The sequence below is a fragment of the Nonomuraea sp. NPDC001684 genome, assembly GCF_053596515.1.
In genome coordinates, this window is the sequence record NZ_JBSFGJ010000102.1 from 1 (window position 1) to 25331 (window position 25331).

At 72.8% G+C, this 25331-nt stretch carries 24 protein-coding genes and 2 pseudogenes; 9 read left to right on the plus strand and 17 right to left on the minus strand.

Annotation, left to right across the window (positions count from 1 at the left end):
• Positions 1-172: 172 nt before the first annotated feature.
• A complete protein-coding gene (locus ACWCSD_RS20145; RefSeq protein ID WP_352321529.1) occupies positions 173-580 on the minus strand; it encodes a PaaI family thioesterase in 408 nt (135 codons plus the stop codon).
• A 94-nt stretch (positions 581-674) separates the two neighbouring features.
• Here ACWCSD_RS20145 and ACWCSD_RS20150 point away from each other — a divergent pair, with 94 nt between their 5' ends.
• Positions 675-1958 (plus strand): cytochrome P450, encoded by a 1284-nt coding sequence (locus ACWCSD_RS20150; RefSeq protein WP_449916780.1) that lies wholly within the window; start codon positions 675-677, stop codon positions 1956-1958.
• A 69-nt stretch (positions 1959-2027) separates the two neighbouring features.
• Complete coding sequence (locus ACWCSD_RS20155; RefSeq protein WP_397163451.1) at positions 2028-3212, plus strand: hypothetical protein; 1185 nt, start codon at positions 2028-2030, stop codon at positions 3210-3212.
• Here ACWCSD_RS20155 and ACWCSD_RS20160 read toward each other — a convergent pair.
• Positions 3170-4204: a CopD family protein gene (locus ACWCSD_RS20160; protein ID WP_397163452.1), complete on the minus strand. Its 1035-nt coding sequence runs from the start codon at positions 4202-4204 to the stop codon at positions 3170-3172. The two genes, ACWCSD_RS20155 and ACWCSD_RS20160, sit on opposite strands and share 43 nt — an antisense overlap.
• Positions 4201-4821: a copper resistance CopC family protein gene (locus tag ACWCSD_RS20165; protein ID WP_449916783.1), complete on the minus strand. Its 621-nt coding sequence runs from the start codon at positions 4819-4821 to the stop codon at positions 4201-4203. The genes ACWCSD_RS20160 and ACWCSD_RS20165 overlap by 4 nt, the downstream gene beginning before the upstream one ends.
• Positions 4822-4871: 50 nt before the next feature.
• Between ACWCSD_RS20165 and ACWCSD_RS20170 the strand changes: the two genes are divergently transcribed.
• A complete protein-coding gene (locus ACWCSD_RS20170; protein WP_449916786.1) occupies positions 4872-5633 on the plus strand; it encodes a class I SAM-dependent methyltransferase in 762 nt (253 codons plus the stop codon).
• Between the two features lie 28 nt (positions 5634-5661).
• Here ACWCSD_RS20170 and ACWCSD_RS20175 read toward each other — a convergent pair whose 3' ends face one another.
• From ACWCSD_RS20175 to ACWCSD_RS20190, 4 genes are all read right to left on the minus strand, one after another.
• Positions 5662-6459, minus strand: a complete 798-nt coding sequence (locus ACWCSD_RS20175; protein ID WP_397163458.1) for an SDR family NAD(P)-dependent oxidoreductase — start codon at positions 6457-6459, stop codon at positions 5662-5664.
• Positions 6456-7433 (minus strand): AurF N-oxygenase family protein, encoded by a 978-nt coding sequence (locus ACWCSD_RS20180; protein ID WP_449916789.1) that lies wholly within the window; start codon positions 7431-7433, stop codon positions 6456-6458. Before ACWCSD_RS20180 ends, ACWCSD_RS20175 begins: the two co-directional genes overlap by 4 nt.
• A 69-nt stretch (positions 7434-7502) precedes the next feature.
• Positions 7503-8102: a TetR/AcrR family transcriptional regulator gene (locus tag ACWCSD_RS20185; RefSeq protein WP_397163461.1), complete on the minus strand. Its 600-nt coding sequence runs from the start codon at positions 8100-8102 to the stop codon at positions 7503-7505.
• A gap of 11 nt (positions 8103-8113) precedes the next feature.
• Positions 8114-9463 carry an ATP-binding protein gene (locus ACWCSD_RS20190; RefSeq protein ID WP_449916792.1) on the minus strand — a complete coding sequence of 450 codons (1350 nt, stop codon included), beginning with the start codon at positions 9461-9463 and terminating at the stop codon, positions 8114-8116.
• Positions 9464-9626: 163 nt separating this feature from the next.
• Between ACWCSD_RS20190 and ACWCSD_RS20195 the strand changes: the two genes are divergently transcribed.
• From ACWCSD_RS20195 to ACWCSD_RS20205, 3 genes are read left to right on the plus strand one after another with little or no spacing between them, the layout of a single operon-like run.
• Entirely contained in the window at positions 9627-10793 is a 1167-nt protein-coding gene (locus tag ACWCSD_RS20195; RefSeq protein WP_449916795.1) for an acyl-CoA dehydrogenase family protein, read from the plus strand.
• A complete protein-coding gene (locus tag ACWCSD_RS20200; protein WP_449916798.1) occupies positions 10790-11821 on the plus strand; it encodes an acyl-CoA dehydrogenase family protein in 1032 nt (343 codons plus the stop codon). Before ACWCSD_RS20195 ends, ACWCSD_RS20200 begins: the two co-directional genes overlap by 4 nt.
• Positions 11822-13330 carry an AMP-binding protein gene (locus ACWCSD_RS20205; RefSeq protein WP_449916800.1) on the plus strand — a complete coding sequence of 503 codons (1509 nt, stop codon included), beginning with the start codon at positions 11822-11824 and terminating at the stop codon, positions 13328-13330.
• On the opposite strand, the gene ACWCSD_RS20210 is transcribed toward ACWCSD_RS20205, so the two are convergent.
• The 10 genes and pseudogenes from ACWCSD_RS20210 to ACWCSD_RS20255 form a co-directional block, all read right to left on the minus strand.
• Positions 13291-14412, minus strand: a complete 1122-nt coding sequence (locus tag ACWCSD_RS20210; RefSeq protein ID WP_449916818.1) for a C45 family autoproteolytic acyltransferase/hydolase — start codon at positions 14410-14412, stop codon at positions 13291-13293. The two genes, ACWCSD_RS20205 and ACWCSD_RS20210, sit on opposite strands and share 40 nt — an antisense overlap.
• A gap of 51 nt (positions 14413-14463) precedes the next feature.
• Positions 14464-14738, minus strand: a pseudogene (locus tag ACWCSD_RS20215) (helix-turn-helix transcriptional regulator); the annotation flags it as partial.
• A gap of 16 nt (positions 14739-14754) precedes the next feature.
• The gene (locus ACWCSD_RS20220) at positions 14755-15648 is read right to left on the minus strand and encodes an NADP-dependent oxidoreductase (RefSeq protein ID WP_449916819.1); all 894 of its coding nucleotides are present in this window, start codon (positions 15646-15648) and stop codon (positions 14755-14757) included.
• A 12-nt stretch (positions 15649-15660) separates the two neighbouring features.
• Positions 15661-16683 (minus strand): annotated as a pseudogene (locus ACWCSD_RS20225) (zinc-binding dehydrogenase); the annotation flags it as partial.
• Positions 16684-16730: 47 nt separating this feature from the next.
• Complete coding sequence (locus ACWCSD_RS20230; RefSeq protein ID WP_449916803.1) at positions 16731-18167, minus strand: Nramp family divalent metal transporter; 1437 nt, start codon at positions 18165-18167, stop codon at positions 16731-16733.
• A gap of 61 nt (positions 18168-18228) precedes the next feature.
• A complete protein-coding gene (locus tag ACWCSD_RS20235; RefSeq protein WP_449916805.1) occupies positions 18229-19017 on the minus strand; it encodes a GNAT family N-acetyltransferase in 789 nt (262 codons plus the stop codon).
• A gap of 76 nt (positions 19018-19093) precedes the next feature.
• Positions 19094-19507 carry an SSI family serine proteinase inhibitor gene (locus tag ACWCSD_RS20240; protein WP_397163474.1) on the minus strand — a complete coding sequence of 138 codons (414 nt, stop codon included), beginning with the start codon at positions 19505-19507 and terminating at the stop codon, positions 19094-19096.
• A gap of 147 nt (positions 19508-19654) precedes the next feature.
• Positions 19655-20716 (minus strand): M20 family metallopeptidase, encoded by a 1062-nt coding sequence (locus tag ACWCSD_RS20245; protein ID WP_449916808.1) that lies wholly within the window; start codon positions 20714-20716, stop codon positions 19655-19657.
• Positions 20713-21741 carry a dipeptidase gene (locus ACWCSD_RS20250; protein WP_387663898.1) on the minus strand — a complete coding sequence of 343 codons (1029 nt, stop codon included), beginning with the start codon at positions 21739-21741 and terminating at the stop codon, positions 20713-20715. Before ACWCSD_RS20250 ends, ACWCSD_RS20245 begins: the two co-directional genes overlap by 4 nt.
• 72 nt (positions 21742-21813) lie before the next feature.
• Complete coding sequence (locus ACWCSD_RS20255; protein ID WP_449916811.1) at positions 21814-23280, minus strand: flavin-containing monooxygenase; 1467 nt, start codon at positions 23278-23280, stop codon at positions 21814-21816.
• A 117-nt stretch (positions 23281-23397) separates the two neighbouring features.
• Between ACWCSD_RS20255 and ACWCSD_RS20260 the strand changes: the two genes are divergently transcribed.
• The 3 genes from ACWCSD_RS20260 to ACWCSD_RS20270 form a co-directional block, all read left to right on the plus strand.
• A complete protein-coding gene (locus tag ACWCSD_RS20260; protein WP_397163479.1) occupies positions 23398-24198 on the plus strand; it encodes a Nif3-like dinuclear metal center hexameric protein in 801 nt (266 codons plus the stop codon).
• A 2-nt stretch (positions 24199-24200) separates the two neighbouring features.
• Entirely contained in the window at positions 24201-24941 is a 741-nt protein-coding gene (locus tag ACWCSD_RS20265; RefSeq protein ID WP_358284573.1) for a zinc ribbon domain-containing protein, read from the plus strand.
• Positions 24938-25331 (plus strand): reverse transcriptase-like protein (locus ACWCSD_RS20270; protein ID WP_449916816.1); only part of this gene is annotated, 394 nt, incomplete at its 3' end. The genes ACWCSD_RS20265 and ACWCSD_RS20270, both read left to right, overlap by 4 nt.

Consider the following 25331-nt stretch of genomic DNA (forward strand, 5'->3'; position numbering starts at 1 on the left):
GGCGGGCCCGTCGACGACCGTGATCCGCTGGTCCTGACCGCGCGCCTCCGCGGTGGACGGCCACACCAGCCACGTCGTCACCCCGATGACGGCGAGCACCGCGACCAGCGCGGCCACACGTTTCATGGCGGTGAGCCTACTTTCCGCACCTGAGAGATCCCTGAGACGGCCCTCAGCCGAGGATCGCGTAGACGGTCGAGGCGTGCGCGGCCGGATCGCCGTCGCCGTCGGGCGTCAGCGTGACCTCCGAGAAGGCCAGCGAGCGCCCCAGCTTGGTGACGCGCACGTCGAGCAGCACGTCGCGGCCCACCACCGGCCGCTGGAACGTGGTCGACTGCTGCACGGTGGTCATCGGCACGAACCCGCCCCTGGCGGAGGAGATCGCGACGACGGTGGCGGTGTCGGCGGCGGCCATCATCGCCTGGCCGCACAACCCGCCGCCTTCCCTGGCCAGAGAGTCGGACCAGGGGAGCCGGACGACGGCGTGGCGCTCGCCCACCTCCTCCACCCGCAGCCCGAGCTCCTGGATCCAGGGAGCGAAGTATTGCCGGAGAATCGCCTGTGCGTCTTCTGGAGTCACGCGCTCATCATGCACGCTGTAGGGCATGGCGGAGGAGCGGAGCGAGTGTCCTGTGGATAACCCCGAGCGGGCGGAGGAGCGGAGCGAGCGTCCTGTGGATGACGCGAAGCAGGGGGAGGAGCGCGACCTGGCCGAGGTGTTCCTGCCGTCCACCTACGCGGCGGACGTCCCCTACGACCTGTACGCCCGGCTCCGCCGGGAGAGCCCGGTCTGCTGGATCCCCGAGCCGGCCGTCGGCCCCTGGCGCGAGGGGCCCGGCTACTGGGGCGTGTTCCGGCACGCCGACGTCAAACGGGTGCTGCGCAGCCCCGACGACTTCTCCTCCCACCTCGGCGCTACTCAGATCCGCGACCCCGACACCCCTGCCGACCTGGAGTTCGTCCGGTCGATGATGCTCAACATGGACCCGCCAGAGCACTCCAGGCTGCGCCGGATCGTGGCGGCCGCCTTCACGCCGCGCGCGGTCCGCGCCCTGGAACGCACGATCAAGGACCGGGTGGCCGCGCTGCTCGCGCCCGGTGAATGCGACTTCGTCGAGGTGGCCGCCGACCTGCCGGTCTGGACGCTGGCCCACGTGATGGGCGTGCCCGAGCAGGACAGGCGGCTGCTGTACGACTGGGCCTCCCGCGTCATCGGCTACCAGGACGACGACTACGCCGGCCTGTCCACGGCCGAGGTCGAGTCCCTGACCCCCGTGGGCCGGCTGGCGGTCGCCGCCCGTCCCGAGCTCGAACCGGGCATGAACCCCAGGTCCAGGGCCGCGCTGACGGACATGTTCGCCTATGCCCACGCCCTGGCCGACACCCCACACGAGTCCGTCATGTCCGCCATGAGGAAGGGCGGCCTGACCGGGGCCGAGTTCGAGAACATGTTCTTCCTGTTCGCCGTCGCCGGGAACGAGACCCTGCGCAACGGCATCCCCGGCGGCCTGCTCAGCCTGCTGCGCCACCCCGCCGAACTGGCCCGCCTGCGCGCCGACCCGTCGTTGCTGGAGTCCGCGGTCGAGGAGATGCTGCGCCACTGGCCCCCGGTGATGGACTTCCGCCGCACGGCCACCCGCGACCTGACGCTCGGCGGCCGGCGCATCCAGGCGGGGGAGAAGGTGGTCGTCTACCACGCCTCGGCCAACCGCGACCTGGCCGTCTTCGCCGACCCCGACCGCTTCGACGTCGCCCGCACCCCCAACGACCACGTCAGCTTCGGGTTCGGCCCGCACTTCTGCCTCGGCGCCCACCTCGCCCGCGTCCAGCTCCGGGCGGTCTTCGCCGAGCTGCTCGCCTGGGACGTCGAACTTGCCGGCCCCCCGGTCCGCCTCACCTCCAACTTCCAGAACGGCCTCAAACACCTCCCGGTACGCCTGACCCGCCGCCCGGCCTGAAGGCCGCCGCCCATCCAGACAAATGGGACATCTGAGACCGATAGGCCGGATGACCGTAAGATTTGCGCCGTGAAGTCACCAGCATCGTTCAAGAAGGCCGCAGCATGGGCCTTGCCGTACTGGACCAGAGGCCAGGCGGGGCGCGAGACGCCGCAAGACCTGTTCCGGGTGCTCTACTTCGGATGGCTGGTGGCGCTCACGCTCAAGCTCCTCGGCTCGGCCTGGGACGTCTCGTGGCACTTCAAATGGCTGCGCGACGACCTCGCCCCGCCGCATCTGCTCAACTCCGCCGGCACCGCCCTGGTCGTCGTGCTGACCGTCGTCCACGGCTACACCGGCTACGGCGTCGACAAGGCGGCGCTGCGGCTCATCCAGTGGGGGACCGGGATCTTCCTCGTCGCGGTGCCGCTCGACCTGATCAACCACCGCGTCAACGGGCTCGACATCACCTCGTGGAGCCCGTCGCACATCATGCTCTACGTCGGAACGTTCTTCATGATCATGGGCGTGATCAGGGGCTGGTTCATGGGCGCGCCCCCCGGCCGGGAGCGCACGGTCGTGCTGGGCGCCTTCCTCGCGTTCTTCCTGGAGAACGTGCACTTCCCCGAGCAGCACCAGGAGTACGGCATCCTGTCGCTCGGCGCCTGGGACAACCAGGCAACCTACGCCGAGCCGATCCTGCTGCGCTTCGCCGCCGACCAGATGGGCCGTCCGGTCGACCGGATCATGATGGCCGGGTTCACCCTGCCGGTGCCCGACTACCTCTACCCGGTCTACGCCGTCGTCGGCGGGCTGTCGGTGCTGGTCGCGGCCAGGCTGCTGATCGGCAGGTTCGGCGCGGCGACGCTGGTTGCCGGCGCGTACGTCGGGTTCCGCACGCTGATCTGGCCGCTGCTCACCTTCGGCGGCTTCCCGCCGTCGGCGGTGCCGTTCTTCTTCGTGGCGGCCGGGCTGCTGGTGGACCTGGCGTTCCTGGTGCGCGTCCCGGCCGTGCGCGCCGTCGTGGGGGCGGCCGCGGTGACCGCCGGCGCCTACGGCGCGCTGGTCGCGCAGAACGCGGCCCTGGGTCCGGTCTACGGCGCGATCAAGGGCCAGACCGGCCTGTACGGAGCCCCGCCCCTGGTCACGTCGTCGGCCCTGTGGGCCGGGCTCGGCCTGATGGTCGCCTGGCTGGCCGCCGAATGGCTCGCCGGGCGGCGCGACCGGCGGGCTCAGCCGATCGAGGCCCGGGTGATCGCGACCGCCACCCCGTAGGCCAGCCCCATCACGCCCACCTCGGCCGCCGTCCAGCTCACCAGGGCGGTGGCGCCGCCGCGGCGGATCACCGGCAGCAGGCGGAAGCGGATGTGGGCGGCCAGCGGCACCAGCAGCGCCACCAGCGCCGTCTTGATCACCACGAGCACGCCGTAGTGGCTGGTCAGGATCGCGCCGGGCAGCTCGACGCCGGGCGTGAGGGCCATCGTGCCGAGCCCCGTGACCAGACCGGACAGCGAGACCAGGAGCAGGCAGACGGTGGCCATCCTGGAGAACTTCGGCAACGCCACGGCCAGCAGCCCCCGGTGGGGGGCGACGAACACGGCCGTGGCGGCCAGACCGCCCGCCCAGGCCGCCGCGCCCATCACGTGGATCTCCATCGAGATCATGATGGGGTCGTGCCAGACGGAGTTGACCGCGTGCCCGGTGACCGGGATGGGCAGCAGCCCGAACAGCGCCACGATGATCCGCAGCTCCGCGGGCACCTTCTCGCCGAACCTGACCGCCATCAGCCCGATGCCCGCCGCCGCCAGCGCGCAGGCCGCGCTGAACAGCAGCCCCTGCCCGGTGCCGACCTCCTCGACGTAGGAGGCGATCAGGCCGAACGTGGGCACCCGCCCCGGATTGAGCTCGGCCGTCTGGAACACGATGGTGAGCAGCGCGCAGATCGCCCACGCCCAGGCCGCCAGCACGGCGAGCGGACGCACCCGGCGCAGCACCGGCTCGGTGGCGTCGGGGTCGTCGAAGCCGAGCAGCTTGGGCACCAGGCTCAGGCCGACCACGGCGACGGCGGCCAGGTCGAGAAGCACCCGGACGACCGGCAGGCCGTAGGCCACGACCGGCCCCGGCATGGGGATGCCCGGCACGGACTCCTGCGCGGTGAACGTGGACGCCGCCACGGCGGCGACGATCCCGCACACGACGAAGGCGCCGGCGACGAGCCGCCCGCCGACGGCCTGCCGGCTGGAACGGGAGGAGACGGTCGCGGTCACGCCCGCGTCCCGCCCTCGGACGAGGCGGCGCCCTCGGCGGGCTCGGCGGCGGCGGAGGTCGCCGAGGTGGCCGAGGTGGCCGCCGTGTCCGCGCCGGCGGGGGTGGCCCGGCGGAGGGCGACGGCGGTGCCCGCGGCCAGCAGCAGCAGCGCGGCCACGATCCACACGACCGCCATGCCGGCCCCGCCGTTGGCCGCCGCCTCGGCCGCCTCGGCGCTGTCGCCCTGCTCGGCCTGCCCGGCCGAGACGCCGGTGGCGGAGGCGGCCATGGTGAAGCTGATCTTCCCGGTCACCGGATGGCCGTCGGAGGACAGGATCCGGTAGCCCACCACGTACGAGCCGCCCGCGGGCAGCGGCCTGACCTTGACGGAGACCCGCTCGGCGGACACCTCCGCCGCGCCGTCGGCCCACGAGGAGCCGTCCGCCCCCGTCACGCCCACCTGCGCGTAGCCCTGGCGCACCGCCTGGTCGAACACCAGCGTCACCCGCGCGGGCGAGGCGGACAGCGTGGCGCCGTCCTTCGGATCGCTGCCGACCAGCACGTTGTGCGCCTGCGCGGGAAGGGCGAACCCGACCGCGGCGCACGCGAGCAACAGGACCGTGAGTAGCCGCCTCACCGATCAAACCTTCCATCGAACGAGTCTCGAACCCGTATATGGTCCCACCCATGACGGACCTCTTCGGCGGCGCGGCGCCCTACTACGCCAAGTACCGGCCCGGGCACGGCGATCCGGCCATCGACCGGCTGGCCCGCGCGTTCGGCCCGGACGGCGTCGTGCTCGACCTCGGCTGCGGCCCGGGGACGATCGCGATCCCGCTGGCCGGGCGGGTGCGCGAGGTGCTGGCCGTGGACCCCGACGAGGAGATGCTGGCCGAGGGGCGGCGGCTGGCGGCGGGCGTGCCCGGCGTCCGCTGGCTGCGCGGCGACTCGACGACGCTGCGGGAGCTGCCGCCGTTCGGTCACGTCGTGATGGGCCGGTCGTTCCACTGGATGGACCGCCGCGCGGTGCTGGCCGACCTCGACGCGCTGCTGCCGCCCGGCGGCGTCGTCGCCCTCGTCGGCCCCACCCGCGACCCCGCCGAGGAGCCGTGGGAGCCGGTCATGCGCCGGGTGCGCGAGGAGTTCGGGGTGAACACCTGGACGGCCGCCGGCTCCTTCCAGCAGACCGGCGAGCACCACCAAGACGTGCTGGCCGCCTCGCCCTTCGCCGACCTGGAGTCGAGCCAGTACGAGCACCGCCTCGCCTACGACCTCGACGCCGTGCTCGGCCTGCAGCTCTCCTACTCCTACACGGCCCCGGCCAGGCTCGGCGACCGCCTGCCCGCGTTCGTCGAGGCGGCCAGGGCCGCCCTGCTGGCCGCCGAGCCGTCGGGCCGCTGGGAGCTGACGACGACCACCGAGGTCCTCATCGCCCGGCGTCCGGCCTGACCGGTCCGGCGGCCCGGACGGACGGGCCTCAGCGCCGGGTGAGCCGCCGGACCGCGAAGCCCGCCACCCGCACCGCCGCCGACGGCCACAGCCGGGCGGCGCGCCAGGCGATCCGGCCCGAGGCCGGCGCCACGATCAGCGCCTTGTTCCTGGCCACCCCGCGCAGGATGTCCCCGGCCAGCGCGTCGACGGGATAGAGCCGCCCCTGCGCCCGCACCGCCGCGCGCCTGGCGTGGGCGGCGATCTCGTTCTGCGGCAGCCCCGGGTTGGCGTGGTCGAGCAGCGGCGTGTCGATGAACCCCGGGCAGACCACGCTCACCCGCACCCCGTACGCGGCCGCCTCGGCCCGCAGCCCCAGCGAGAGCCCGACCACGGCGTGCTTGCTCGTCGTGTACGGCAGCATCAGCGGCGCGGGCACCAGCCCGGCCAGCGAGGCGGTGTTGACGATGTGCCCGAAGCCCTGGTCCACCATGATCGGATAGGCCGCGTGCACGCCGTGGACGACGCCGCGCAGGTTCACGTCGATCGTCCGGTTCCAGTGGTCGAGCGTCAGCTCGCGGGTGCGGCCGCCGACCGCGATGCCGGCGTTGTTGAACAGGAAGTCGAGCCGTCCGCGTTCGGCCTTCACCCGGGTGACCAGCGCGGCCACGGCCTCGGCGTCGGTGACGTCGAGCCGGGCGAACTCCAGCCCGGAGTCGGCGGCGGCCTGCTTGCCCGCCCGCTCGTCGACGTCGGCGATCACCACCGTCACGCCCCTGCGCCGCAGCTCCCGCGCCACCGCGAGGCCGATCCCGGAGGCGCCCCCGGTCACCACCGCGACCTTCACCGGCCCGGCTCCGCCCATATCCCCATGGCCCGCCAGACCTTCCTGCTGACGACGTTGACGAGCCCGATCTCGGCGCACAGCTCACGCGTGCGGCCGACCGAGTCGCGGATCTCCCGCCGGGCGGCCGGGTTGTCACGGTAGATCTCGGCCACGACCTGCGGCGGGACGCGGAAGTGCCTGATCAGCGGGCCGGGCGGCGCGAGCATGATGCGGGCCATCACGCCGAGCACGACCGGCGAGATCACGCTCAGCAACATCCGCCGGTGGCGGGGCATGCGCGGCACCCGGTCGCGGAGGTAGTGGCGGGCGAAGGAGATGTGCCTGGCCTCCTCCGCGATGTGGATGCGCATGATCGTCTCTTCCAGCGGATGGTGGGCCCGGCCGTCCTTCAGCACCTTACGCTGCACGTGGTCGATCGGGTCCTCGCCACCCAGGACGAAGACGAAGAACAGCTCGGTGGAGATCAGCGGGATCCAGGGCGCGATCTGGGCGACCAGGGACAGCGGCCGGGGCATGCCGCGTATCGGGAGCTTCGTGCGGTTCACGAACTCCTGGAACATCATCCCGTGATGTCCCTCTTCGATGGTCTCGTGGTAGACGTACCGGAACTCGGGGGAGCCGTTCGGCAGGCGGTAGGCGTAGTTGAGCAGGCCGCGCTTGAGCAGGTTCTCGAACTGCAGGCCGATCTTCATGGCGGTGGCGACCCGCCACAGGCCGATCCTGGCGCGGACCTCGGGGGAGCGGCTGCGGTACCACGGGTGGCCGCCCAGCTTGTCGACCTCGGGCAGCTCCCAGCGCGGGTCGGCCTGGTCCACCCGGAACTCCGGGTCGTCCCACGGGATGTCGCGGTAGGGCTCCCAGTGTCTGTCGACCGACGCCTTCGACAGGCGTTCGACGACCGCCTCGTAGGCGGTGCGGTCGGCGATCCTCTCGTCGTTCTCCCTGGCGGCGGCAGAGCTCGGTGCGGATGTCATCGCGGCTGCTCCTCTCATCGCCCTTGTAATTGTACGAAGGATCCAATAGGCGTGGAAGAGGGACCCGGGTCACAGGTTCTCGACGGGCAGCCCCAGTTCTCCGGCGACCGCCGTACGCAGCAGGACGGCGGCCCGGCGGCGGGAGAGCACGTGGGGATGCACATGTGTCTGGACCGCCAGGCCGTCGATGAGCGCCAGGATCCGCCAGGCCGCCTCCTCCGGATCGCCGCAGGCGAACGCGCCGGAGCGCACGCCGTCCTCGATGATCGAGAGCAGCAGCGAACGGCTGCGCGCGTCGATCCGGCGGGAGATCTCCGCCAGCTCCGGGCTGCGCATCGCCTCGGCCCAGGCGTCGATCCACAGCCGCCACTCGTCCGAGGGGATCACCGGCGAGCAGCGCCGCAGCAGGGCGCGCAGCCGTTCGAGCGGGCCGGCGGGGGACTCCTCGATGTCGGACAGCGCGTCCAGATGCAGCCTGGCCGCGTAGCCGAACGCCTGCGCGAACAGCCCGTCCTTGGTGTCGAAGTGGTAGAAGAGCAACGCCTGGCTGACGCCCGCCGCGCGGGCGATGTCGAGGGTCCGGGTGTGACCGAACCCCTGCTCGGCGATCACTTCGCAGGCCGTCTTGAGGAGGTCTTCGCGTCTTAATCGGCTGAAAGTGGGTGTCACAGCGAGTAACTCTAACTACTGATCAACGGTATTTGTAGGACAAACCGGGCGCCGCGTTCGGAGGGCTCGATGGTGAGCGTGCCCTCGTGGGCCTCGGCGATCTCGCGGGCGATGGGCAGGCCGAGCCCGGTGCCGCCGGCGTCGCGTCGGCGGGAGTCGGCCAGCCGGGTGAACCGCCGGAAGACGGCTTCGCGCTGGTCGGGGGCGATGCCGGCGCCGTCGTCGAGCACCTCCAGCACCGCCCGTCCCTCGTGTTCACCCACAGTCACAGTGATCATGGTATCGGCGTGCCTCTCGGCGTTGTCGAGCAGGTTCGCCAGCAGGCGGGACAGCCGCAGCGCGTCGCCCTCGACGACCACCCCCGAGCGCAGCCGCGTCTCCACCAGCTTGCGCTCCGGGCGGCGGAGCAACTCCTCGCGCACCAGCTTGGCCAGGTCCACCGGCTCGCGGCGGCCGGGCGCGCCGGCCTCCAGCCGGGCCAGGGTCAGCAGGTCGCCGACGATGTTCTGCAGGCGGTCGAGGCCCTCGATCACGTGCCGGCCGGTCCGGGGCCAGTCGGTCTCCTCGGGGGCCAGCATCGCCTCCTCGACCTGCGTGCGCATCGCCGCGATCGGGCTGCGCAGGTCGTGGGAGGCGTCGGAGGCGAACCTGCGCTGCTGCTCCACCGCGCGTTCGAGCCGGTCGAGGGTCTCGTTCACGGTACGGGCGAGGTCGTCGAGCTCGTCCCGGTGCCGTCCCCTGGGCACCCGGCGGCCGAGGTCGGTGGCGGTGATCTCGGCCAGTTCGTCCCTGATCGCCGAGACCGGGGTCAGCGCCCTGCGCGCGGTCAGCCAGGCCACGCAGGCCGTGACGGCGGCCAGCAGCAGCACGCCGAGCGCGGTGGCCGGCGGGTACCAGGGGCTGATGTACCAGGGGAGCGCGGGGGTGTAGGCGTAGATCATCCAGGGTCTGCCGCCGACGTGTGCCCGGAAGCCGACGGTGATCAGGCAGTGGACGCCGCGCAGCCGGTTCGTGCAGGACGTGGTGTCGAGCCGGGCGTCGGCGCCGGTGGCGGTGCTGGTGCTGAGCGGCGGCTGACCGGTCAGGCGCGGGCTGGCCTGCCGGATCCGGCCGTCCGCGTCGACGACCTGGATGAGGTCGGTGCCCTCGGTGACGGCCACGGGCCGCAGGCGGCCGGGCGCGTCCCGCTCGACGACGAAGGCGATGCGGCGGGCGGCGCCGGCGGTCTGCTCGGTGAGGAAGCCGGTGGCCAGCGTGTGCACGAGCGGCGTGACGAGGAGCGCGGTGACGCCGTAACCCGCCAGCGCGCACAGCAGGGCGGCCAGCGTCAGCCGCCGTTGCACGGACCAGCGTCTGAACATGCGCACGCACCCTCCGACGACCAGATGATCACAGGAGGCGGGAGTGGTCCTAATTAGCGGAGTTTCGGCGACAAATGCGGCCGAAAGGCCCTCCAGAGCATTGCTCTATGCGTGCCGCCGCGACCTGACTAGAGTAAGTGAACACTGATGCCAAGGAGTCGATGTGGACCTTGCAGAGTATCGGCGTGCCGCCGCGGAGTGGCTGCGCGACAACGTCCCGGCCGACGATCAGTCAGGGGCCGACGCCCTCGCCCGCGCCAAGGAGTTCATGGCCAGGCTGTACGACGCCGGCTACTCCGGCATCACCTGGCCGCGACAGTGGGGCGGCCAGGGGCTGACGCAGGCCGAGGAGCGCGCCTTCGCCGCCGAGGCGCGTGACTACACCCTCCCCACGTACGTCTTCTCCATCGGGCTCGGCATGACCGGCCCGACGCTGGTGGACCGGGGCACCGACGCGCAGCGCGAGCGGTTCGTCCGGCCGCTGCTGCGCGGCGAGGAGGTCTGGTGCCAGCTGTTCTCCGAGCCGGGCGCCGGCAGCGACGTGGCCAGCCTCCAGACCCGCGCCGTACGCGACGGCGACGCCTGGGTCGTCAACGGCCAGAAGGTCTGGACCTCGGTCGCCCACCACGCCGACTGGGGCCTGCTGCTGGCCCGCACCGACGTCGAGGTGCCCAAGCACCGCGGCCTGACCATGTTCGTGGTGGACATGCACCACCCTGGCGTGACGGTCAGGCCGCTCAAGGACATGTCCGGCCGGGCCAACTTCAACGAGATCTTCTTCGACAACGTGACGATCCCCGACGAGCACCGGATCGGCGAGGTCGACGACGGCTGGAGCGTGGCCGTCACCACCCTGCTGCACGAGCGGCTGTCGATCTCGGCGGGCGTCGGCATGGGCGGGCAGAAGGACAACCCGGCCACCTTCGAGGCGCTGCGCCAGACGCTCGACACCAGCGACCCGCTGGTCCGCGACCAGCTCGTCGAGCTGCACATCCGCAGCCGCGCCCTGGCCCTGTTCAACCAGCGGCTGGCCCAGGAGACCAGGGCGGGCATCTTCCCCGGCGCCCGCGGCAGCGCCGCCAAGCTGCTGCTGGCCGAGCTGACCCTGTTCCAGGCCGACCTCGCCACCCAGCTCGTCGGCCCCGAGTCCGTGGTCGGCGACCACCCGCTGTCCCGGTCGATCTCGCTGGCCCCCGGCATGGCGCTGGGCGGCGGCACCAACGAGATCATGCGCAACATCGTCGGCGACCGCGTGCTCGGCCTGCCGCCGGAGCCGCGGGTGGACAAGACCGTGCCGTTCAAGGACCTGAAGGTGGGGACGCAGGGGTGAAGCTCGTACTCAGCCAGGAACAGCAGCAGCTCCGCGAGGCCGTGCGCGACTTCCTGCGCGCCGCCTCGCCGCTGCGCAAGGCCCGCGAGGGCTACGACCCCCAGGTGTACGCCCGGCTCAACGGCGAGCTCGGCCTGTCCGGCCTGGTCGTCCCCGAGGAGCACGGCGGCGCCGGGGCCGGGCTCGCCGACCTCGCGGTGGCCCTGGAGGAGACCGGCGCCGCGCTGCTGCCCGGCCCCTTCCTCGCCACCCAGTTCGCCGCGCTGGCGCTCACCCAGGTGCCCGACAAGGAGCTGCTGGGCGGCATCGCCGAGGGCCGCGTCGCCGCCACGCTCGTCCAGCCCGAGAGCGATCTCGCCTTCGACGGCACGGCCGTCACCGGCGCCCTGCCCCGGGTGCTGTCCGGCATGGAGGCGGACGTGCTGCTCGCGCCCGCGCCCGGCGACGGCGGCGTGCTGCTGGTGGCCGTCGACCTGGCCGGCCCCGGCGTCACGCGGACCCCGCTGGAGACGCTCGACCTCACGCGCGGCCAGGCGCGGGTGACCCTGGAGCACGCCCCCGCCCGCGTGCTCGGCCGTCCGCCCGCCGGCAGCGGCATCGGCGACCGGCTGTGCGTCGCGCTCGCCGCCGAGCAGCTGGGCGTGCTGCGCGCCTCGCTGGACGCCATCGTCGCCTACGCCAAGATCCGTGTCGCCTTCGGCCGTTACATCGGCTCCTACCAGGGCGTCAAGCACAAGCTCGCCGACATGCACGGCAAGCTCGAACAGGCCGAGTCGATCGTCAGGTACGCCGCCTGGGCCGCCGACGAGTCGCCCGCCGAGCTGCCCGGCGCCGCCGCCCTGGCCCAGGCGTACGTGGGCCGCGCCTGCTTCGAGGTCGCCCGCGACCACCTGCTCCTGCACGGCGGCATAGGTTTCACCTGGGAGCACGACGCGCACCTGTTCTACAAGCGGGCCAAGGCCGACGAGGTGCTGCTCGGCCCGCCCCGCATCCACCGGGCCCGTCTCGCGGAACTCCTGGAGCTGTAGATGGACATCAGCGGCCTTCCCGGCTTCTACGCCATCGCCGCCGCCGACCCCGGCCGCCTGGCCGTCATCGACACCGACGGCACCCGGACCACGTACGGCGAGCTGCTCGCCAGGGTCAACCAGGTCTCCCACGGCCTGCGGGCCCGCGGGCTGGGCAAGGGCGACGTGGTCGCGGGCGTGCTGACCAACGGCGTCGACGCCGTCGTCATGCTCATGGCGACCGGCCAGATCGGGCTCTACTACGTGCCGGTCAACTGGCACCTCACCGAGTCCGAGGTGTCCTACATCCTGGCCGACTGCGACGCCAAGGTCGTCGTCACCGACGCCGCGCACGCCGTGCCGGGCGCCGAGATCGGCACGTCCGGACTGGCCGAGGGCCAGCCCGCGGACGCCCCCGACGGACGTACGGCCGGGGCGGTCATGTGGTACACCTCCGGCACCACCGGCTTCCCCAAGGGCGTGCAGCGCGCGCTGCCCGACGCCGAGCCGGAGGCCATCGTGCCGCTGTACACGTGGTTCCTCGGCGAGGTCGTCGACCTCGCGCCGGGCGACGCCGTGCACCTGGTGACCTCGCCCATGTACCACTCGGCGCCCTGCGCGCACACCCAGTTCGCGCTGCACCTCGGGCACACGGTGGTGATCACGCCCAGGTTCGACCCGGTCGACATCCTGGAGCTGATCCAGCGCCACCACGTCTCCAACGCCATGATGGTGCCGACCATGTTCCACCGCATGCTCCAGCTCCCCGAGGACGTCCGGGCCAAGTACGACGTGTCGAGCCTGCGCCAGGTCATCCACACGGCCGCGGCCTGCCCGGTCGCCGTCAAGCAGGCGATCATGGACTGGTGGGGCCCGGTGCTGTACGAGTACTACGGCTCCACCGAGTCCGCGATCGCCTTCTCCGTCAAGCCGCACGACTGGCTGGCCAGGCCCGGCACGGTGGGCCGCCCGGCGCCGACGTTCGAGGCCAAGATCTGCGACGAGAAGGGCGAGGAGCTGCCGCCGGGCGAGCCCGGCATGATCTACGTCAAGTCCTCGATGGGCTCCTTCGAGTACCGCAAGGACCCGGCCAAGACCGCCGCCAGCATGCTGGGCGAGTGGTACGCCCCCGGCGACATCGGCTACCTCGACGACGACGGGTTCCTGTTCCTGTGCGACCGGCGCACCGACCTGATCGTCTCCGGCGGGGTGAACATCTACCCCGCCGAGATCGAGGCCGCCCTGCTGGAGCACCCCGCGGTGGCCGACGTCGCGGTCATCGGCGTGCCCGACGAGGAGTGGGGCCACAACGTGGTCGCGCTCGTCCAGCCCGCCGAGGGCGTCGAGCCGGGCCCCGAGCTCACCGCCGAGCTGCTCGAACACTGCGGGCCCCGGCTCGCCCGGTTCAAGCACCCGAAGGTCGTCGAGTACCGCGACCGGCTCCCGCGCACCCCCACGGGCAAGCTGTCGCGCTCGAAGGTGCGCGAGGGTTACCTGGCCGAGGCGGGGAACACCAGCTCCTCGCTGTAGTCGCGGCCGTCGCCGAGGTAGAAGCGGGTGGCGAGGGTGCGGTCGGCGGTGTCGAAGACCGTGGTCCACAGCGTGCGGAACGGCCCGGCGGCATCCTCCGCCGGCCGCACCGCGCGCAGGCTGTCCCGCAGGTCTTCGGCGGACATGGTGGCGCCCTTGCTGCGCTCGTACAGGGTGCGCAGCCGGCCGTAGGTGCCCAGGCTCGCAGGGGTGTCGGCGGGCAGGGCCATCGGGTCGGGATGGCGGTGCAGCAGGTGGTTGGTGACGCACAGCGGGCCGTCGCCGAACTCGACGGCGTGCTCGGTGCCGTCCGTGCCGCGCTCCCACACGAACGCCTGGCCGTGGGCGTCGGCGACCAGGTAGTGCAGGGGCAGGCCGAGGTCGTACTGCTTGGCCCCCAGCAGCGCCTGCCTGGCCTGGGCCGCGGTCTCGCAGGTGTCCATGAGGAACCGGGGCAGTTGCAGGCTGCCGAGCCCCACCTGCGGGACGTCCAGCCGCGGCGGGGTGGCGGTCTCGGCGTCGGCGATCAGCAGCATGACGGCCAGGCCGGCCTCGTTGATGCCGTCGATGCAGCCGTCGAGGCTGTTCATGGTGATGACGGTCGAGGCGAGCCCGTCGTCGGGCACGGTGCTGATCACGTACGGGCGGGCGGCCATGGGCAGCTCGCCGGGGCGGGCCGGCTCGCCCATGAGCTGACTGGTGGTGTGCAGGAAGAAGTCGTAGTTGCGGCCCACCCTGCCGTGCCCGTCGGCGGAGGCGGACGGCGGGCACCACAGGGCCGAGCAGGCGGCGCCCGCGGGCACGTAGTTCCAGCCGTCGAGGGCCAGCTCGTCCTGGTCGGGGTCGAGGCCGAGCGCCGCGGCGGCGCCGTCCATGCGGGCGTGGTGCTGCGGCCAGTTCCGTTCGAACCAGGACATCCTTGCTCTGATCACCGCCGGGTCGGCGGTCCTGGGCGACCAGCCGAGCCGGCGGGCCTCCTCGGTGAGCACCCGGCCGATCTCGAACTGGCTGCCGGTGACGGTGAGGTGCGTGACGAGCTGGAAGTCGTCATTGCCGCCGGCCACGCAGGTCATGTTGGTCATGCCGCCGATGTTGCCGCCGCCCGCTGACCGGGCTCCTACCGTCCGCTGACCGCCGCCCGCCGCCCGGCCGAGCCCGACCGCGACCGCCACGGCCTTCTCGTCGTCGAGCAGCAGCGGCGGCAGCGCCGCCCCCGCGCCGAGCCGGTACCCGCCGGCCACCCCGGGCGTGGCGTGCACGGGGTGGCGAGCGTGCGCAAGCGCTCGACGTCGTTGCGGATCGTCCTGGTCGAGACCCGCAGCCGGGTGGCCAGGTCCGGGCCCGTCCGTTCGCGGTGCGCCTGGAGCAGCGAGAGCAGGTGGAGCAGGCGGGCGGAGGTTTCCAGCAGGCGCCCAGTCTGCCCGCTAACGCGGCAAGGAGGCTTCCGCGTCGAGGACGAGCTTGCCGAGGAAGTGGCCGTCCTGGCTGCGCCGGTGGGCGTCGGCCACCCGCTCCAGCGGGAACACCTCCGCGACCGGGATGCGCGGCAGCACGTCCGCCGGGAACGGCTCGCCCTTGCCCGTGGAGAACCGCACGCCGTGCTCGGCCGCGCCCGCCGGATCGGCGATGGTGATCACCTTGGCCGGATCGCCGGTGAGCCTGACCGACAGCGCGACCTCGCCGCGTCCCGAGGCGTCCAGCACCCGGTCCACGGGGCCGGGGAGGCGCTGTTCCAGCCCGTCCCCGTAGGTGACCGGCACGACGCCGAGGTCGCGCAGGAAGGCGTGGTGGCGTTCGCTCGCGGTGCCGATCACGCGGGCGCCCCGGTCCAGCGCGAGCTGCGCGGCGGCCAGGCCGACGCCGCCCGCGACCGCGTGGACGAGCAGCGTCTCACCCGCGCGCAGGCCCAGCTCCGCCAGCGCGCGGTGGGCGGTCTCCAGCGCGACGGGCAGCGCGGCCGCCTCCGCGTACGACAGGTGCTCCGGCTTGGGACGCAGCGCGGCGGCCTCGGCCAGCGCGTACGTGGCCGCCGCCCCGGACGGGACCTGCCCGAACACCGCCTGGCCCACCTCCAGGCCGGTCACCCCGGGGCCGAGTGCGTCGACCGTCCCGGCCAGCTCGATCCCGGTGCCCTGCGGGCCGTCGGGCGGCGTGCCGCGGAAGCCGGTGCGCAATTTCCAGTCCAGGGCGTTCACCCCGGCCGCCCGGACCGCCACGCGTACCTGCCCGGCCCCGGGCCGGGGCAGCGGCACCTCCTCCAGCGCCAGCACCTCGGGGCCGCCGTGCTCGTGGTAGCGCACGGCCTGGGCGGTGACCAGCAGGACCGCCTTGCCGACCAGCTCGCGGGCCTCCAGGGCGGCGTGCGCCTCGTGGGCGCGGTCGAGCGGCACGGCCAGGCCGACGACGGTCGTCAGCTCGCCGGTGGCCGCCATGCGCAGCGCCTGCCCGGCCAGGCGGCGGAACTCCTCGGGGGCGAACTGCACCTGTTCCATGCCGACCAGCCGCACCCCCCGGCGCGCCGCCTCGGCCGGGTCCACCAGCGCGGTCGAACCGCTCGGCACCCCGTACGCGAAGAACACCCCGCCAGGCCCGAGCGACGCGAACGCCTCGGCCCCCACCCGCCCCCCGACCCCGTCGAAGACCACGTCGAACGCCCCCACCGCGCCCCCGCCGGCCATGGTCACGTCAGCTCCCGCGCCCGCTTCCGTCTCGTGGGGGCCGGTGGCGTTCAGGGCGGGGTGGTCGGTGCCCCCATCGGTCTCACGGGTGGCCAGGGCCGGGTAGTCGACCGCCTCGGCCGCGCCCGCCGCCAGCGCCGCCGCCCGCTTGGCCGGGCCGTGCGCGGCGGCCGTCACCCGGGCGCCGGCGGCCCGCGCGAGCCGGACGATCGGCAGGCCCAGCGCCCCGCCGGCCCCCGTGACCAGCACCCGCGCCCCCGGCTTCAGCTCCGCCGCCGCCACCAGGCTGATCGCCGCCGGGCCCACCTGCAGCACCGCCGCCGCCAGCCACGAGCTCACCTCGTCGGGCACCGGCACGAGCGTGTCCACGCCGGTCACGACCCGCTCGGCGTACCCGCCGGACACCAGGGCCGCGACCCGACGCCCCGTCCAGCCGGGATCCACCCCCTCGCCCACCGACACCACCCGCCCGGCCACCCCGGTCCCCGGCACGAACGGCGGCCGGTTCGGGAACCACTCCTGCCCCCACCCGGCGCGCAACTGGGCGTCCAGCGACATCACGTCGGCCACCGAGACGCCGACGACCACCTGCCCCGGCCCCGCGACGGGATCGTCCACCCGCCGCACCCGGAGCACGTCGGGACCACCGAATTTCGTCACCTCGACAACATCCATGCCGCCGAGTGTGCTACCTCAAGCGAAATTGAGGTCAACCCCGGCGATCAGCCGGTCAGCTTCTGCGCCTGCTGGACGACCACCAGGACGGTCAGCGTCCCGAAGAACAGCACCGACCAGACCAGCGCCCCCAGCCGGTACGACCTGACCTTGATCGCCTCCGGCAGCGCCCGCCGGTTCAGCACGATCAGCAGGATCGAGTACACGAACATCATCACCGCCGCGAAGCACGCCGAGAACACCAGCAGGATCAGCGGCTGGTCGAGCCCGAGCAGCAGGATCGCGATGCCGACCAGCGTCATCGCCCAGACGGTGACGAAGTACACCCGGTTCACCGACACGGGACGGTCGCGCAGGTAGACCGTCTTGATCGTGTCCGAGGCCAGCCGCGAGGTGTAGTCGACGATGCCCATCGCCGAGGCGAACAGGGCCAGCGCGCCGATCAGCCAGAACAGGATCCCGAACCACGTGCCGACCGCGCCCTGCAGCACCTCGCCCTCGACCTTCAGGAAGCCGATGTCGTTCTTGCCCGCCACCTCCGGCCGGCCGAAGACGGTGGAGTAGGCCAGCATCGACATCAGCCCGATCGTCAGGAACGACACCAGCGCGAACGACGCGCCCTGCTCGGCGTTGGCGAAGCGCCACCACCGGCGCCAGCGTGCCAGGTTGTCGCCGGTCGGCGGGAACTGGAAGCCGGTCGAGGCGGCCGCCTCCCCCTCGCCGGTGACCGGGCTGACCAGGCGCGGGACGTACACGCCCATGCCGAAGCCCTTGTCGCGGATCCAGTTGCTCTGGCACAGGTTCTGGCCGCCGCCCGCGCCGGCGTAGGCGACGGCGCCCATGAGCACGGCGATCCCGAGCTCCCCGGCCGGGAAGCGGGCGCCTACGGTGAGCCCCTTGCCCAGCTCGACCCAGCTGTCGGCGTTGATCGCGAACAGGATGGCGACCACCGCCAGCGTGGCCACCAGGGCGATCTTCACGAAGATCACCCGTTCGAGGACCGTGTAGATCACCGGCGCCAGCGTCAGGCCCAGCGCGATCACGACGAGCATGCCGATCGCGATCCAGCGCACCCCGCCCGCCCCGGCCCCGGTCAGGTACGTCACCATGGTCGCGGACGTGGTCACCCACCCCGGCCACAGGTTCGAGGCCAGCGTCATCACGACGAAGACCAGCCCCCAGTGCCGCCACATCCGGCTGAACCCGGTCAGCGCGGTCTCGCCGGTGGCCAGCGTGTACCGCTCGATCTCCATGTTCAGGAACCACTGGGTGACGATGCCGATCGCCGCGCCCCAGACGAACACCAGCCCCACCTGGGAGGCGATGTAGGGCCAGAGGATGAACTCGCCCGACGCCAGTCCCACCCCCGCCCCGACCAGCCCCGGGCCGATGACGCGCCAGGTCGAGCGGGGAGGGTCGGGCAGGTCGCGGACGGCGACGGACGGCAGGACTCGCGCGGGGACGGTGGGGGTGAAGTCCGTCATGCGGATCTCCTCGGTCGGCTTCCCGTACCGTCACCTTACGCAGATCGCTTACGCCGGTGAACTATCCGGTCAGGGTCACCACGTAGTCCCCTTGGCCGGTGAGCCCGTCCACCCGCCCGCCGGACTCCATCAGGCCGCCCAGCACCTCGCGCATCGCCGTCCGCCAGGCCCTGGCCGCCGCCGGGTCGTGCACGCGCAGCCGTTCGACGTCGGGCGGCGTGCCCACCAGCACGACGTCCGCGTCGGCCGGCCGCACGACCGGGCCGGAGCCGTCGTCGGCCAGCACCCGGACGCGGCCCTCGGCCGGTTCCACCCGGGGCCCGAGCGGGCGCTCGTCCAGCGGCCACACCGCCAGCAGGCGGTCGGAGGAGTCGCCCTCGTTGATCGCGTCGGCCATGACGCCGTAGAAGTCGCGCAGGTACTCCTGCGGGCGGGCGCCCAGCTTGACCAGGTTGAACCGGGCGTTGCGGCGGACGAGCGGATCGAAGGTCCAGGTGACGCGGTCCAGGCCCCGATCCAGGCACCACGCCCGCTGGTGCAGCTTGAGCGCGTAGCCGATGCCCCGGCCGATCGAGGCGCCCGTCACGTGCGAGTGCAGCGCGCCGTCCGCCGCCCGGAAGCCCACCGACGCGCCCACCAGCACGTCGTCCTCGTACGCGCCGGCCACGTAGTTGCCGGTGTGCGCGAACCCGGCCATCAACTCGACGCTGATCGGCGCGTTGCCCGGATCGGGCCGCCAGATCTCGTCGAAGAGCCGGAAGACCTGCGCGAACTCGCCCATCTCGTGCAACTCGCGGATGGTCACACCACTCTTGGCCGCCGCCTCGGCGGCCTCCTCCCGGCTCGTCATGCCCCCCACTATGCCCGCCGGACGGCGACATGCCCGCCCGCGCTCGGCGGACGGGCATGTCAGGGACTGCCGGGGATCACTTCACCAGCGGCCCGAGCGTGCGTTCCATCAGGCAGTCGTTCTCGAACTTCCTGTCATAGGACGTCGTGCGGCCGTACCAGTGGCCCCTGACGCGCACGGAGACGGGGGAGTAGTTGCGCGGGCACGCGCCCGGGTCGACGTTGAGGTCCTTGACCACGCCGTCGACCTCGTGCAGCTCGGCGCAGGCCGTGCGCGGGCGCGGGTGGGTGCCGCCGTCGGGGTCGCAGGTGAGCCGCATCGCGTACGCGCCGCCGCCGTTGCTGGGCGTGACGGTGATGTACAGCAGCACGCCCGGCTCGTCGTCGGTGGCGGCACCGGCCGGGCTCGCCCCGAACGGGACGACGAGCGCGGCGGACGCGCACAGGGCTAGGGCGGCCGTCCTGCGAGCGGCGGTCAGCACGGATTTCATGGAACCTCCCTGGTCAACGTGCGCCCCGAGAGTGGCGGCGCACGTCAAATGACTACAGGCAGTCACCATATCTATACCACTGGTGAAGGAGTGACAGAATGCTGTCCCCGCCGCTCACCCCGCTCCCGCCGACCCGGCCCGGTTGTCTCAGCGCACGGACTCGATCAGGGCGCGGAGGAGGGCTGCGCGGCGCGGCATCTCGGCCACCACCACGTGCTCGTGGTCGGCGTGCGCGCCGCCGCCCACCGCGCCCAGCCCGTCGAGCGTCGGGCAGCCGGCCCCCGCGGTGAAGTTCCCGTCGGAGGCGCCGCCCACCGCGGCGGCGGTCAGCGGGCCCACGTCCAGCCCTGCGGCCAGGTCCTGGGCCAGGGCGTAGAGCGAGGCCGACATCGCGGCTTCGAGCGGCGGCCGGTTGGGGCCCCCTTCGACCTCCAGCCGCGTGCCGGGCACCACGGGCGCCAGCGCCCGCATCGCCGCGTCCACCCGCAGCTGCTCGGCCACCGTGCTCGCCCGCACGTCGACCCCCACCGTCGCCTCGGCCGGGACGGTGTTGAGCGTCGTCCCGCCGCGCAGCACGGTCGGGGTGACCGTCGTGTCACCGGCTCCGAGGGCGGCGATGGCCAGGATCTGGTGCGCCAGCTCGACGCCCGCGTTCGCGCCCTTCTCCGGCTCCAGCCCGGCGTGGGCCGCCTTGCCGCGCACCCGCAGCGTGTACATCGACGTGCCCTTGCGGGACGTCTTCAGCGCGCCGCCGTCCGCGCTGGCCTCCATGACGAACGCGGCGGCCAGCCCTCGCGCGGTGTCCGTGATCAGCGGCGCGGACGTGATCGAGCCCAGCTCCTCGTCACCGGTGATCAGCAGCGTGACGCCGTCGAGCGAGCCGAGCCCGGCGAGCGCGTGGAAGGTCTGCACCAGCCCGGCCTTCATGTCGAACACGCCCGGCCCGCGCGCCACGCCGTCGACGACCGACCAGGGGTGGGTCGCCAGCGTGCCGATCGGCCAGACGGTGTCGTGGTGGCCGAGCAGCAGCACCCTGGGCTTGCCGAACGACCAGCGCAGATGGGTGACGCCGTCGATCACCAGGAACTCCGGCCGGGCCCCCAGATGGCGGGCCCCCATCGCGGCCACGACCTCGGCGCTGCGGGCCACGGCCGCGAGGTCACGCGAGAACGACTCGCACAGGACCAGCTCCTCCAGATCCTCGATCATGCCAGCCGCTCTCCGAGGAACCGGTGGACGTTCCCCCCGATGATCTTGGCGACGTCCTTCTCCGGCAGGCCGCGGGCGAGCAGCCCCTCGGTCACCATGGGCAGCCCGACGGGCCCCTCCAGGCCGGGGATCGACGCCTTGGAGTCGAGGTCGTCGGGCTCCAGGCCCTCGCAGCACGGGGGCGTCAGGTCGTCCATGACCTCGCGGATGAAGTCGGGGCCGAGGCCGACGTGGTCGATCCCGGCCACCTGCGCGACGTGCTCGATGTGGTCGAGCAGGCGGTCGAGCGTCATGTCCTCCTTACGCTCGGCCAGGAAGGGGGCGAAGAAGTTCACGCAGACCACGCCGCCCGTGGCGGCGACCGCGCGGAGCTGGTCGTCGGTGAGGTTGCGGTGGTGGTCGCGCAGCGCGCGGGCCGCGGAGTGGGTGGCCATGACCGGCTTGGTCGCCAGCTCCAGCACGTGGGCCACGCCCGACGCGCCCAGGTGCGAGACGTCGAACACCATGCCCAGCCGCTCCATCTCGCTGAGGGCGGCCACGCCGCGGCTGGTCAGGCCGCTGCCGGTGGCGTCCTCGGCGCTGCCGTCGGCCAGCGGCGTACGCCCGAAGTGCGCGATGGAGGCCACCCGCACGCCCAGCCGGTGGACGGTCGAGATCAGCTCGACGCTCTCGTCGAGCCCCGGCATGCTCTCCAGCGCGAGCACCAGGGCGATCTTGCCCTCCGCCAGCGCCGCGTCGATCGCCGAGCCGTCGAGGCAGAGCCGTACGGCGTCGGGGTTGCCCTCCGCGATCACGTGGGCGCACTCGATCATGCGCAGCGTCTGCCGCAGCGCGCCCTCGGGCCGGTACTGGTCGTCGATGAAGACCGGCAGGATCTGCAGGTCGACCCCGCCCTCGACGAGCTGCGGCAGCCACCGCCGGCGGAAGAAGGAGGCCCACTGCTGGGGCGGCCGGGCGGCGACCGCCATGAGGAGATCATTGTGGGTGTCGGCCACGACGGCACGCCGGTGCAGGGGAAGCGTCATGCGAAGGACGTTACCGCGCGCCCCCGACCTGCTCCAATGCGCCTCAAGTCCGATTTTTTGCCCATATCTTGTTCACCGCACCGAAGACGGGACTTCCTCGACCCTCCGGTACGCCCCGCGCGGCGGCAGGGCGGTGAGCCGCCGATAGAGCGTCGTCGGGCCGGGCCAGTTGTTGGTGACCCGCCCCTCGGCCGTCTTGTACCAGCTCCGGCACCCCTCGCCCCACACCATGCGGTCCATCGCCGCGTCGAGCTGCCTGGTCCAGGCGGCCATCGCCTCGGGACGCACCTCGATCGGCCCCTGCTCGGCCACCCGCGCCAGGCACGCCATGACGTGCCGCACCTGGCACTCGATCATGTAGATGATCGAGTTGTGCCCGAGGTTCGTGTTCGGGCCGTAGAGCAGGAACATGCTGGGGAAGCCGGGCACCGAGATGCCGAGGTAGGCGTGCGCGCCGTCGCGCCACTGCTCGGCCAGCGACCGCCCGCCGAGCCCGGTGACCTCCATCGGGGCCAGGAACTCGGTGCTCAGGAAGCCGGTGGCGTACACGATCGTGTCGGCCTCGCGCAGCCCCTCGGCGGTCTCCACGCCCTTCGGCCCGATCCGGACGATCGGATCGGTGACGACGTCGACGTCCGGCCTGGTCAGCGCCGGGTAGAAGGAGCTGTCGATGACGACGCGCTTGCAACCGGGCGGATAGCCCGGCGTCAGCTTCGCCCGCAGGACGGGGTCGGGGACCTGGGCGCGCAGGTGGGCCAGGGCGCGCTTCCGCAGCAGGCCGGAGCTCCAGCCCTCGGCCAGGGCCGGGTAGAGGGTGGCCTCGGCGTACCGGTAGATCCATTCGCGGTAGGCCCGCTGGAGGCCCGGGACGTAGTGGAAGGCCAGCCGGGCGAGCGGGCCGAAGGTGGCGTCGGGCTTGGGGATCACCCAGTTGGGCGTGCGCTGGAAGACGTCGAGGTGCGCGGCCCGCTCGGCGACGGCCGGGACGAGTTGGGCCGCCGACGAGCCGCTGCCGATCACGGCGACGCGGCGGCCGGTGAGGTCGTGGTCGTGGTTCCAGCGGGCCGAGTGGAAGGAGACGCCCTCGAAGTCGGACATGCCGGGGATCTCGGGCAGGTGCGGGCGGTTGAGCTGGCCCACGCTCATGACGACCACGTCGAACGCCTCGGTGCGCTCGCCGCCGTCGTGGGTGCTGGTGACCTGCCAGCGGCGGCCGTCGAAGACCGCTCGCCGCACTTCCGCACCGAAGCGGATTTTTCGCCTGACGTCGTATTTATCGGCGCAATGCTCTAGATAGGCGAGGATTTCGGGTTGGGCTGGGTAACGCCGAGTCCAGCTCGCGTACTTCTCGAACGAGTACGAGTACAGGTGCGAGGGGATGTCGCAGCCCGCGCCCGGATAGCTGTTGTCCCGCCACGTGCCGCCGAGGTCGGCGGCCTTCTCGAAGACCGTGAAGGAGCCGATCCCGGCGCGCCGCAGCCGGATCGCCATGCACAGGCCGCCGAAGCCCGCTCCGATGATCGCGACGCTGGGTGCCATGCCGTCCTCCGCGAAGTCAGGATCCACTTACAGTACGCCGAACCGCGTTCTGGCGACACCCTCCGCCACGCCCCGCGCGACCCTTCCGCGGGCCGGTAGTCTGCGCAGGTGGCTGCTGTGACGCTGACTGAGGTGATCGAGGTGCTCGAGGCGGCCTACCCGCCCGCCCGGGCCGAGTCGTGGGACGCGGTGGGGCTGGTCTGCGGCGACCCCGCCCAGCGGGTGCACAAGGTGCTGTTCGCCGTCGATCCGGTCGCGGTCGTGGGCGAGGAGGCCCTCGACTGGGGCGCCGACCTGATCGTCACCCACCACCCGCTCTACCTGCGCGGCACCACCAGCGTGGCCGCCACCACGCCCAAGGGCCGCCTGATCCACCGCCTGATCAAGCACGAGGTCGCCCTCTACACCGCCCACACCAACGCCGACACCGCCAATCCCGGCGTCTCCGACGCCCTGGCCAGGGCCGTGGGCCTGACCGGCGACCTCGTACCGCTCCAGCCCTTCCCCGACGACCCCTGGCGCGGCCTGGGCCGCATCGGCGAGCTGCCCGAGCCCATGACGCTGGGGGAGTTCGCCGCGCAGGCCGCCAAGGGGCTGCCGCGCACCGCCGGCGGCCTGCGCGTGGCGGGCGACCTGGCCCGGCCGGTCTCGCGCGTCGCGGTCAGCGGCGGCGCGGGCGACTCGCTGCTCGGCGCGGCCAGGTCCGCGGACGTCGACGTGTTCCTCACGGCCGACCTACGGCACCATCCGGCCGGTGAGTTCGTCGAGTCCGGTGGCCCCGCCCTGATCGACGCCGCCCACTGGGCCACCGAGTGGCCCTGGCTCGACAGCGCGGCGTCCATCCTGCGCTCCAGTGGCGTTACCGTTGAAACGCGCGTCTCCGCCACGGTCACCGATGCTTGGACAAGAGGATATTGATCATGAAAGCAGCCCCTGAGGCCCAGAAGCGACTGCTCGACCTGGCAGAGCTCGACTCCGTGATCGACCGGCTGGCGCACCGCCGGCGCACCCTGCCCGAGCTGGCCGAGATCGACGAGCAGTCCAAGCGCCTGGCCCGGCTCGTCACCCAGGTCATCGAGGCCGAGACCGAGGCCGGCGACCTCGCGCGCGAGCAGACCAAGGCGGAGAACGACGTCGACGCCGTGCGCACCCGCGCCGACCGCGACCAGAAGCGCCTCGACTCCGGCGCCGTGACCTCGCCCCGCGACCTGGCGAGCCTGCAGTCCGAGATCGCCTCGTTGCAGAAGCGCCAGGGCGACCTGGAGGAGGTCGTGCTGGAGATCATGGAGCGCAGGGAGGCGGCCGACAGCAAGGTCACCGACCTGGTCGCCCAGCGCGACGAGGTGGCCGCCACCCGCGCCGCCGCGGAAGACCGCCGTGACGCCGCGCTGGCCGAGATCGACAAGGAGGCGGGCGAGGTCCGGGGCCGCCGCGCCGCCGTCGCCGGCGAGATCCCCGCCGACCTGCTCAAGCTCTACGACAAGCTCAAGGAGCAGTACGTCGTGGGCGCCGCCATGCTGCACGGCGGCCGTTGCCAGGGCTGCAAGGTGGCCCTGTCCATCGCCGAGATGAACTCCATCAAGGCCGCCCCCCACGACGAGGTGCTGCGCTGCGAGGAGTGCCGGCGGATCCTGGTCCGCACCCCGGAGTCCGGCCTGTGACGTCCTACGTCATCGAGGCCGACGGCGGCTCGCGCGGCAACCCGGGCCCGGCCGGCTACGGCGCGGTCGTCCGGGACGCCGCCGACGGCCAGGTGCTGGCCGAGGCCGCCGAGGCGATCGGCGTCGCGACCAACAACGTGGCCGAGTACCGGGGGCTGATCGCCGGGCTGACCGCCGTGCTGGGGGTGGGCGGCGAGGGCGCCGAGGTGGCCGTGCGGATGGACTCCAAGCTGGTCATCGAGCAGATGGCCGGCCGCTGGAAGATCAAGAACGAGGGGCTGCGTCCGCTCGCCCTTGAGGCCGGCGCGCTGGCCAGGCGGCTGCGGGTGGTCGAGTGGACCTGGATCCCGCGCGAGCACAACAAAAACGCCGACCGGCTGGCCAACGAGG

Coding starts and splice junctions, on each gene's coding strand:
- ACWCSD_RS20190 (WP_449916792.1), bottom strand. CDS start 9,463: ATGTTCAGACGCTGGTCCGTGCAACGGCGGCTGACGCTGGCCGCCCTG.
- ACWCSD_RS20245 (WP_449916808.1), bottom strand. CDS start 20,716: ATGATCGAGGATCTGGAGGAGCTGGTCCTGTGCGAGTCGTTCTCGCGT.
- ACWCSD_RS20170 (WP_449916786.1), top strand. CDS start 4,872: ATGACGGACCTCTTCGGCGGCGCGGCGCCCTACTACGCCAAGTACCGG.
- ACWCSD_RS20205 (WP_449916800.1), top strand. CDS start 11,822: ATGGACATCAGCGGCCTTCCCGGCTTCTACGCCATCGCCGCCGCCGAC.
- ACWCSD_RS20210 (WP_449916818.1), bottom strand. CDS start 14,412: ATGACCAACATGACCTGCGTGGCCGGCGGCAATGACGACTTCCAGCTC.
- ACWCSD_RS20265 (WP_358284573.1), top strand. CDS start 24,201: ATGAAAGCAGCCCCTGAGGCCCAGAAGCGACTGCTCGACCTGGCAGAG.
- ACWCSD_RS20240 (WP_397163474.1), bottom strand. CDS start 19,507: ATGAAATCCGTGCTGACCGCCGCTCGCAGGACGGCCGCCCTAGCCCTG.
- ACWCSD_RS20250 (WP_387663898.1), bottom strand. CDS start 21,741: ATGACGCTTCCCCTGCACCGGCGTGCCGTCGTGGCCGACACCCACAAT.
- ACWCSD_RS20230 (WP_449916803.1), bottom strand. CDS start 18,167: ATGACGGACTTCACCCCCACCGTCCCCGCGCGAGTCCTGCCGTCCGTC.
- ACWCSD_RS20255 (WP_449916811.1), bottom strand. CDS start 23,280: ATGGCACCCAGCGTCGCGATCATCGGAGCGGGCTTCGGCGGCCTGTGC.
- ACWCSD_RS20235 (WP_449916805.1), bottom strand. CDS start 19,017: ATGACGAGCCGGGAGGAGGCCGCCGAGGCGGCGGCCAAGAGTGGTGTG.
- ACWCSD_RS20180 (WP_449916789.1), bottom strand. CDS start 7,433: ATGACATCCGCACCGAGCTCTGCCGCCGCCAGGGAGAACGACGAGAGG.